We start from the raw sequence: 8,754 nt of genomic DNA, 5'->3' as shown, positions 1-8,754 counted from the left end.
TATACTTGTTTGCCAATTAGGGACACGCCCTAGGCTTATACGTAGAGGTTTTTAGAGCCTTTATACAACTGCTATTTATTCGCAACACCTAATAGCTGTCCCATTTTTACCATACTGTTGGCTTGTAAGCTGTCTTGCCAATCGGCTTTTGCGCCTTTTGGTAGAACGACAATCGCCGTTGAGCCTAAATAAAAGCGTCCAAGCTCATCGCCTTTGGCAAAGCTCATATTGTGTACCATTTCTTGGATATCCTCAGTGCGGCTGATTTTACCCGTCGCGACGGTTTCGATACCAGCGACAATCATCGCTCCAACCATGACCACCGCCGCTTTGCCGTACTCTGTGTCAAATAAACAGACCAAACGCTCATTACGGGCAAATAAATCCGGCACGTTTGCCGCCGTGACATTATTGACAGAAAATAGGGTACCCGGTATATAACGGGTCTTGGTCAAGGTACCAGCAAATGGCATGTGCACGCGGTGATAGTTACTCGGCGCGAGATACACAGTGGCAAAGCTACCATCAGCAAAATAACTGCCATCTTCGCTATCGGCGAGTAGTTGACCGATGTCATAGTCACGACCTTTGGCTTGCAGTAATTTATGGTCGCGGATTTGCCCTAATTGCGAGATAACGCCATCGGCAGGGCTAACAATTCCATTTGCGCAGCTATCGATGAGACGCGCGTCGTCTTTTAGCTCACGGGTAAAAAAGTCATTAAAGCTCTCATAAGCATTAAAACTTTGGCGCTCGTATTCATCTAAGCTGACATTGTAAGCTTTGGCAAAGCTACGGATAAACGCACGTTTGACGTAAGGATGGCGGCTGGCGGCTAGACGTCCAGCGACTTTACTCAGCTGCTGCTGCGGTACAAATTGTTGAAGGGTGGCAAATAAATTCATAATGAGGTTACCAAAACAGGGTTCGATGTAATTATTAATAGGCAAGTTGATGGCGGTATTTTATCATGGTCAGGGTATGATTGTATGACCATAAACTGTAAGCGATTTATAAATAAGGAAGGCTGTAAATGAGAGCACTGATACAAAGGGTGCAGCGCGCCAGCGTCACTGTCAATGCGCACTGCGTTGGTGCGATTGAGCATGGAATCTTGGCTTATATTGGCTTGGGTCATGAGGATAACTTGCAAAGTGCGCAGCGTATGATTGATAAAATTCTCACTTATCGCATTTTTGAGAATGACGACGATCCTGCTAAGTTTGGTAAATTGGATAAAAATGTCCAGCAAGTAGGCGGTGGTTTATTATTGGTGTCACAATTTACCTTAATGGCAAAAACCGATAAAGGTCGCCGTCCTGATTTTGGCGGGGCGATGGCACCCGATGCTGCGCAAGCGTTATTTGAGCAACTGGTGAATTATGCCAAAAATCAACATTCCCATGTAGCAACTGGTGAGTTTGGCGCTGATATGCAAGTGGCAAGTATCAATGATGGGCCGTTAAATTTTATATTGGAAGTTTAAGGGCTTATTTTTAAAAGGGTCAGGTTTTAAAGGCCAAAAATTCAAACGCTAGCTATCAGGCTTTTGCAAAAGTGGATAAGGGTTGACCGCGCTGCCGTTGATATAAATCCCATAATGGACGTGTGGCGGCGTACCTTTGGCATTTCCGCTGTCGCCGACGTAACCGATGATATCGCCAACATTGACCCAGTCGTTCGGGCTGATATCGGCATAATCCTCTAAATGGGCATAATAATGGCCAGCGCCGCCCGGGCCAATGATGACCACCACGCGCCCGCCTAAGCTATTTTCACCAACTTTACTGACGATGCCTTGTGTCGTTGCTTGTATCGGCGTACCGCGCTTGGCAAATATATCGATTCCTTCGTGAGAGCGACCTTGGCTACGCGCCGCGCCCCATGTATCCGTTAAGTGTTGTTCGGGCAGTGGGCTAGGTAAGCTATTTTCTGTCGGTAATGCTTGTTGTAATAAACTAAGCTGTTGCCATTTTGCCAGTACAAACGACTGAGTTTGCTTGCTGATACTGGGTAACAGCCTATCAAATACAAATAACAGCATCAGTAACACCGCCGCCTTGATGAGTACACTTAGTACACGGCGTAAAAGGTTTGGCTTTTTACTTGGGCTTGGCTGCGGGTTATTACCATCTGCTAGCATTGATATCTCTTTTTTGAATTAACGCTCATAGATAGTATAAGAGCTATCGCCGCTATTCTTTGTATGCCATTGTTATCTTTAGTTTTTATCCCCATAAATACATTATTGCTTTTAAAAATCACCTATTTTTTAGGTATATATAGAAAACTGATATTGCTACCTATTTTTAAATAACGATGGCCAAATTTTTATGACCGACACTGCGCTGATTATCGATACCGAAACCGACCAAGGCCGTGATCCGCGTCCGATTCAAGTGGCGACGATCAATGTAGCGACAGGATTTGAGTGGATGAAATACTTTAATAGTGGGCGCTCGATATCGCCAGTCGTGATTAGAATCCATGGTATCACCGATGACGATGTTGCCGGTCTTGAGCGCTTTGAGCTTGAGCAATTTGAGTTGCCGCAGTATTTGATTGGCCATAATGTGCGCTTTGATTGGCGGGTGATTGGTAGTCCGACTACTAAGCTGATATGTACGGTGCGGCTGGCGCGCGTGGCCTTTCCAGAATGGAGCGCCTATGGGCAGTCGAAATGTATCGAGCAATTATTAGGTAAAGGCGAGGCAGGTAAAATGACGATTGCCGCTCATGATGCGCTGGGCGATGCGCGCATGTGTTATCTGCTATATCAGGCCTGCTGCGAGCGCCTAGAGATTGCGCCGACAGATTTTGCCGCAGCCCACGCTATCGCCAATAAAGCCAATCCACTGAGCAAAATGCCCTTTGGCAAACATAAAGGCATGCTGATTAAAGACGTACCTATCAGCTACGTAAAATGGATGCTAGGCAACATTCATAATATGCAGCCGTCGCTGTATTCTGCATTGACCAAGCGTGTGCAAGCAGAACAAGCAGCAAAAAACACGCAAGACTAAATACAGTTGCGCTTGAAAGGCAGGCGCTTAAACGCCTGTACCAAACAAAACTTATTGCTGCTTGGCTAGCCAATCGACTGCCATTTGCCAAAGCTGCGGGGCTTTAGCATTAGTTTTGCTGCTAAAATAGCGCATATGACCGATACTATTTAAGCCAAATTCTTCGGGGTCAAAATAGCGTTTTTCGACTGGCATTTTGCTAAAGACGCGAATCATATCATCGATATTTTTGCTATTGGCAATTTCATCATCGCTAAAGCCGAGCCACAACGCAGGTATATCAATCTCATCATAAAAATGGGTATGAATACTTTTGCCAAACGCGGTTTTAATATAGCCTGCGCCGTTGCACCACTCGCGCCATTGACGAGCGACGCCACGTGGTAGTGGCTCACCCATGCCGATTTTATGCGCTGGCGTATAGCCTAGCGTTAAGTTGGTGAGCGGAATGAAGGCGTCCATAAAACCCATCGCTTTGAGCTTATAAGGCATGTCCATATTTTTGATTTGCCCTGATGAGCAAGCAACATTAAATACTGAGGTAAGCGCTTTATAATTTGGCATCAAACCTATTAGCTGACCGCCGGCGCTATGTCCAATCAAATGATAAGTGGCATCATTAAATTCGTCTTGTAAGGCATCAAGGACGGCTGGCATGTCGTGGCGACCCCAACTGATTAAAGAGGCATCACATTTTGCCAAATCGGTGCTAATTGATTCGCCGATACCTTCATTATCAAAGGTTATGACACCAAAGCCGCTTGCTGCTAAATAAGTGGCAAAATTATGATAAAACTGGCGTTTGATACCAGTAGCTGGTGCGATCATGACTGCGGCTTTTACTTCGTCTTTAGGGTGATAAACGGTTGCTGCCAATGCTCGATTGCGCTCAGTCATGATGCTTAGGGCATAAATATCTGTTTGATTGTGCGGATTTTCCATGGTTTAACCTTCATGTATTTTTGTCATTTTTATGAGTAAGAGTTTTTATCAGTCAATGTTTTGGGTAAATAAAAATGCTTGCTAGGCGCTCAGCGTTTAAACATAAGTGTTTAAACATAAGTGTTTAAACATAAGCGTGCGGTCATTAAGCCGTGATTGGTTGCTTACTTTTTAGCCTAGCTGAGTGATCACCGCATGATGACTTTGCAGTAACACTGCTTATGGTAAAATAAATCTTAGTGAGGAAGGTAGGCGAAAATGACTTCTAAGTTCTATGAGCAAGCTCGACGTTGTATATTCTGAGCGCTATTTTTCAGCAATATTTTAATTATTATCGATTAAGCAGTATGTATTTTGACCAAATAACACATATCAATAAACTACTATGCATGAATAAACGTGTTTTAATAGCTAAGTATTTAATAAGAACAATGTATATAAAATTAAGGAAACTCTATGCAAATGAAAATTAACAATGACACTTATGAAGTCATTACCAGTCAAGACATTACCAATATTGAAAAAGCTGTGGATAAATCAGCGCTCACTATGCCTTTGGTCGCGGTTTATTGTGGCTCGCGTTTGGGCAATAATGACGTTTATGAGCAGGCAGCGCGTGAGCTTGGTAGTGCGCTTGCCGATAATGGCATGGGTTTGGTCTACGGCGGAGCGAGCATCGGGCTGATGGGCGCAGTCGCTGATGAAGTCATCCGAGGTGACGCACAAGCGGTCGGCGTGATTCCAACCTTTATGCTCAAGCACGAAATTGCCCATGAGCAGCTGACGCGCCTGCATTTGACCGATACCATGCACACCCGTAAAACGGTGATGGCAGAGTACGCCGATGCCTTTATTACCTTGCCGGGCGGGCTTGGGACGCTAGAAGAAATCATGGAAATCGCCACCTGGCGTCAGCTATATCAGCACGAAAAACCGATGATTATTCTTAATATCAATGGTTTTTATGACTGTATGATTGAACATTTACAATACACCGCTGAGCAAGGCTTTATGAAGCAACAAGACCTTGAGCGTTTGGTCGTTTGTAATACCATTGGCGAAGCGATTGCCATGCTAAAAACCGTTGTAAAAATAGATGACGCCGTTGATACCGAGAAAATGGCGGGAAACTAGCAGCAGGTATTTTTATCAATAACTAGGGCGTGTCTTTAATTCAATCGATGGACATCTAGATGAGCTAAAAATGGCTAAATTTTGCCAAACTTCATCAAATAGCTAGGTAATATCCCGATATTAACGGCGCTATTTTCCTTGTTTGACTGCAATTTATCTCATTTTTATCACCATTTTTAAAATGAAGACACGCCCTAAATATAAAAAAGAGAACAAGGCTAACATTAAGCCTTGCTCTCTTTTTTGCTTTGACTTTATTAACATTTAAATCATTTTAATTCGTCTCGTGAATACCATGATTTACGCCCGCCATTGCCATTGGAAAGCCGCGCTCTTGCGCTAAATGACGCGCGACTTTATCAATTGCTTCGCTATCATTTTGTGCCAAATACGCCCATTCATGCGCATAACGCTGACGGTTTTCTGGTGCCTCAAAATCAACCAAACCAAGAGTCGTCAATTCATCAACGATTTGATCAGCAGCAATCAGTGTCGACGAGGCTTTGACGTTTTCTGCCCGCGCATAGCGAATATTAGAGTATAAGCTCACATCGGCAACGCGCAGCGTATCGTCTTGCCCCGGTATTTGCTGCCCGCCATAGAGCGCATTGCCAACTGTACGGGCGCTATGAAAGGTTGGGACGAATTCAGCCACATAATCAATCGCTTGCTGGCTGCGCGCTTGCAGCGGCGCTTTATCCCAACCGTCTTCGATATAATGCAGGTATTGCGATGGCAATTTCGGTTGCGCGCTATTTTTGTTAGAAGCAACCAAACCATCATCAAATAAGGTGATGAATTTACTCATGCCATGTATCTGAAAATAACCATCAGGGTAGGGCGTTAGTTGCGCCATGCCCTCAGGGGTGCCGCGCTCACCATAGACGATGATTTCTGGTATTTGCCCGCCCGTATCGTCCCAATGAGTGATATAAGAGGATTTAAACTCGACCATACGCGTGACTTTGACCCCGACCATATCATCGATGATGCCGGTACGAAAACCACAAGCATTGATTAAGTAATCAACTTCGATAGAATCGGTTTTGGCTTCAGCATCAGTATCAGTATCAGTATCAGAGCTTGCTGCTCGCTGATAATCAATGCGCCATCTGGTCACATGATGGTCAGCATTTGAGCAGTTTTCACAATCGACTGGCATGACTTGCTTCACCTGCGTATCGGTAAAAACATGGGCGTGCTCATAGCCTTCTAAAGCCACTTGTGCAGAAGCTGCCAAACGGAAGATATTCCAGCCGTATTCTTGCACGACAATCAGCGGAAATTTAACCTTGTTTAAATCCAAATACTTAGCAACTGGTATCATCCATTCATCAACCGTGCGCGGCACCGCGACTTGCTCGCGCTCAGATAAGGCAATCAGTTGCTCATGGCTGTAGAGCTGATAGTAGTTTTCAGGTTCGCCAAGTACTTTATTATTAGCATCTTCGGCGATAAGCTCTCGATAAGCGTCGGTTAAGATATCTAAGCGTGGTAATAAATCCTCAGGCAAACCTTCATCGCGTGTTGGCACTGTAAATACCGTTGGGCGTACATCAATGGTATAAGGATAAAGGCGCAGAATATCGATGCATTGTTTGAGTAGGGCAACGCAATCTTCATCAGGTATTTCACGATATAGATTGCCGCCGGCATGCAAATGACACATCGGCGGACCATCAATCAGCGAGGTGTTTTTTTCAAATAAATACGTCTCAAGGCCTAATGCCGCAAGGCGAATCGCGATAGTTGCCCCAGCCGTGCCACCACCGAGAATACCAACCCGTTTGCTAGCAGGCACTTGATTGTTCATAACAGAATGAGTCATTGTCGTTGTTATATCCTTAGTCGCATTCCTATATTCAGTTAGTAGGAATGGCTCGGCGTCTTTGTGAAATAATTCGTTGTTAAGTCTCTAAACTACTAAGTTTCTATATTTCGTTTTTTAAGTGTCTTATATTCGCCGCGCTTATATGTTAAATAACGTGTTTTTCTAATGCGTATGTTTTTTCATGCAAGGCTACCGATATGCGTACAGCGAACCCTAAGTTCAACAGTCATTTTAAACCGCCATAGTCATGTTTCTCATTGTGTAGTAATCCTTAATTTAGATGACTTATTTTACGAAAAAATTACTCAAATTAGCACGGCAAAAACGTAAGTAGATACATAAGTTTTGTCAAAGGACGGCAAACAAGGAGCGACTAAAACACAGCTTTGTAAAAGCATTTTTAAAAAATTGAAGAGCAAAATTTATTTAATTTGTAAAATTTATGCGCTTTTGTAAATTTATATGATGCGAGAAATAACTGATTTTATGTCTGTGCTATAGTAAAAATACTTATGGTCAGCTTTAAGCCGTTTTTTGCTTTAAGGTTTAGAGCTGCAGACCACAAGAAGCTATTTAAAAGAAGCAATTTAAAAAAACCACTATTAACAAGGACGTTGTTATGAAACATATACTTATGTTATCTGTTATTTCTGGTGCATTGGCGCTTAGCGGATGTTCTACGTTTAACAATATGCTAGGCAAGGACGATTCTGGCATGCATGAGGTGCAAGCGACCACTAAAAATACCGCTCCAGTTGCCAGTAAAAACGGTATGTTGGTCGATGCAACCAATCATATGACCTTATATACCTTTGATAAAGATTCTATGAATAAATCAGAATGTGGCTCAGCTTGTCTGGTTGCTTGGCCAGCGTTTTTGGCACCGAGTAATGCCAAAGCGTCAGGGCAGTTCGCCGCCTTTAAACGTGAAGATGGCAAATATCAATGGGCGATGAATGGTAAACCTTTATACTTTTATGCCAATGATACCAAGATTGGCGATAAAGATGGCGACAACAAACTTGGCGTTTGGCATATCGTAAAAACCAAATAACTTTCCATTTTTCCAAAAGTAAGTTTTCCATAAAAAAGGCAGCTAGCGTGGCTGCTTTTTTATGATTATTTATGTGGTTGTTTGACTCAACATAATGGCGTTAAGTCGAGTTCATGGCGTGGTTTTATCGTAGAAGCGGCTTGCATCGAGCAGCAAAAACCGTTAAAATCGCGGTTTGATTTTCCCGCTGGGGAAAGGCTAAGTGAGCAGCGGTGTGGTGTTGGGTGCTGGAATAAGCCAGTGACGTAATTGCCAGACTGACAGATGTCCTTAGTGCCTCAGTTACGTATGTGAGCGTGCTTGATAGTCAAAATGCCATTAAGCAAAAGCACTGTACATACATCGGACATAGAGAGTTTATTATGCGTAAAGATATCCATCCTAATTACCAAGAAGTTTTGTTCCATGACACCAACGCTGACGTGTTTTTCTTAACTCGTTCAACCGTTAATACCAAAGCCACTCGTGAATACGAAGGTAAAGAATACCCATACTACCCACTTGATATTTCAAGTGCGTCGCATCCATTCTATACTGGCGAACAACGCAAAACGTCTACTGAAGGCCGTGTTGCAAGCTTCAACAAACGCTTTGGTGCGTTTGGTGGCCGTAGCAAGAAAGCTGCTGATTCTGCTGAATAATTTATACTTATGGTATAAATATATGTCGCGAAGCAGTCTTTTGCTAAGCAATAAAAAACCGCTGACTATTCAGCGGTTTTTTTTATCTAAATTTTAGGTGGTGTATCAGAAAGTATGCTGAGGAAATAA

The 8,754-nt window shown here is 43.4% G+C and carries 9 protein-coding genes; 5 read left to right on the top strand and 4 right to left on the bottom strand.

The features are described 5' to 3' along the window. Positions 1-71: 71 nt before the first annotated feature. On the bottom strand, positions 72-905 hold the full coding sequence (asd, locus tag IQ457_RS12535; RefSeq protein ID WP_200663689.1) for an archaetidylserine decarboxylase: 834 nt from the start codon (positions 903-905) through the stop codon (positions 72-74). Positions 906-1,033: 128 nt separating this feature from the next. On the opposite strand from asd, the gene dtd reads away from it, so the two are divergent. After that, positions 1,034-1,486 (top strand): D-aminoacyl-tRNA deacylase, encoded by a 453-nt coding sequence (gene dtd, locus IQ457_RS12530; RefSeq protein WP_200663687.1) that lies wholly within the window; start codon positions 1,034-1,036, stop codon positions 1,484-1,486. Between the two features lie 48 nt (positions 1,487-1,534). Here the strand turns inward: dtd and IQ457_RS12525 are convergent, their stop codons facing one another. Beyond that, positions 1,535-2,143: a M23 family metallopeptidase gene (locus IQ457_RS12525; RefSeq protein WP_200663685.1), complete on the bottom strand. Its 609-nt coding sequence runs from the start codon at positions 2,141-2,143 to the stop codon at positions 1,535-1,537. Positions 2,144-2,333: 190 nt separating this feature from the next. Between IQ457_RS12525 and IQ457_RS12520 the strand changes: the two genes are divergently transcribed. Next, positions 2,334-3,023: a putative quorum-sensing-regulated virulence factor gene (locus IQ457_RS12520; RefSeq protein ID WP_200663683.1), complete on the top strand. Its 690-nt coding sequence runs from the start codon at positions 2,334-2,336 to the stop codon at positions 3,021-3,023. 51 nt (positions 3,024-3,074) lie between these two features. On the opposite strand, the gene IQ457_RS12515 is transcribed toward IQ457_RS12520, so the two are convergent. Continuing rightward, positions 3,075-3,965 (bottom strand): alpha/beta hydrolase family protein, encoded by an 891-nt coding sequence (locus tag IQ457_RS12515; RefSeq protein ID WP_200663681.1) that lies wholly within the window; start codon positions 3,963-3,965, stop codon positions 3,075-3,077. 456 nt (positions 3,966-4,421) lie between these two features. On the opposite strand from IQ457_RS12515, the gene IQ457_RS12510 reads away from it, so the two are divergent. Further along, positions 4,422-5,099: an LOG family protein gene (locus IQ457_RS12510; protein WP_200663679.1), complete on the top strand. Its 678-nt coding sequence runs from the start codon at positions 4,422-4,424 to the stop codon at positions 5,097-5,099. A 274-nt stretch (positions 5,100-5,373) separates the two neighbouring features. Here the strand turns inward: IQ457_RS12510 and IQ457_RS12505 are convergent, their stop codons facing one another. Further along, positions 5,374-6,927, bottom strand: coding sequence for an FAD-dependent oxidoreductase (locus IQ457_RS12505; RefSeq protein ID WP_200663677.1), 1,554 nt, complete (start codon positions 6,925-6,927; stop codon positions 5,374-5,376). A gap of 622 nt (positions 6,928-7,549) precedes the next feature. On the opposite strand from IQ457_RS12505, the gene IQ457_RS12500 reads away from it, so the two are divergent. Together IQ457_RS12500 and IQ457_RS12495 are read left to right on the top strand one after the other, a co-directional pair. After that, entirely contained in the window at positions 7,550-7,984 is a 435-nt protein-coding gene (locus IQ457_RS12500; protein ID WP_200663675.1) for a COG4315 family predicted lipoprotein, read from the top strand. Positions 7,985-8,346: 362 nt separating this feature from the next. Then, a complete protein-coding gene (locus IQ457_RS12495) occupies positions 8,347-8,625 on the top strand; it encodes a type B 50S ribosomal protein L31 (RefSeq protein WP_068405148.1) in 279 nt (92 codons plus the stop codon). The last annotated feature ends 129 nt before the right edge of the window (positions 8,626-8,754 follow it).

Origin of the sequence: Psychrobacter sp. M9-54-1 (genome assembly GCF_016613355.1) — a bacterium.
Taxonomy (GTDB): domain Bacteria; phylum Pseudomonadota; class Gammaproteobacteria; order Pseudomonadales; family Moraxellaceae; genus Psychrobacter; species Psychrobacter faecalis.
This window is presented reverse-complemented; position numbering and strand designations above follow the sequence as displayed.

Bases quoted from the DNA above. Each gene is read 5' to 3' on its own strand.
- asd (WP_200663689.1), bottom strand. From the start codon at position 905: ATGAATTTATTTGCCACCCTTCAACAATTTGTACCGCAGCAGCAGCTG.
- dtd (WP_200663687.1), top strand. From the start codon at position 1,034: ATGAGAGCACTGATACAAAGGGTGCAGCGCGCCAGCGTCACTGTCAAT.
- IQ457_RS12525 (WP_200663685.1), bottom strand. From the start codon at position 2,143: ATGCTAGCAGATGGTAATAACCCGCAGCCAAGCCCAAGTAAAAAGCCA.
- IQ457_RS12520 (WP_200663683.1), top strand. From the start codon at position 2,334: ATGACCGACACTGCGCTGATTATCGATACCGAAACCGACCAAGGCCGT.
- IQ457_RS12515 (WP_200663681.1), bottom strand. From the start codon at position 3,965: ATGGAAAATCCGCACAATCAAACAGATATTTATGCCCTAAGCATCATG.
- IQ457_RS12510 (WP_200663679.1), top strand. From the start codon at position 4,422: ATGCAAATGAAAATTAACAATGACACTTATGAAGTCATTACCAGTCAA.
- IQ457_RS12505 (WP_200663677.1), bottom strand. From the start codon at position 6,927: ATGACTCATTCTGTTATGAACAATCAAGTGCCTGCTAGCAAACGGGTT.
- IQ457_RS12500 (WP_200663675.1), top strand. From the start codon at position 7,550: ATGAAACATATACTTATGTTATCTGTTATTTCTGGTGCATTGGCGCTT.
- IQ457_RS12495 (WP_068405148.1), top strand. From the start codon at position 8,347: ATGCGTAAAGATATCCATCCTAATTACCAAGAAGTTTTGTTCCATGAC.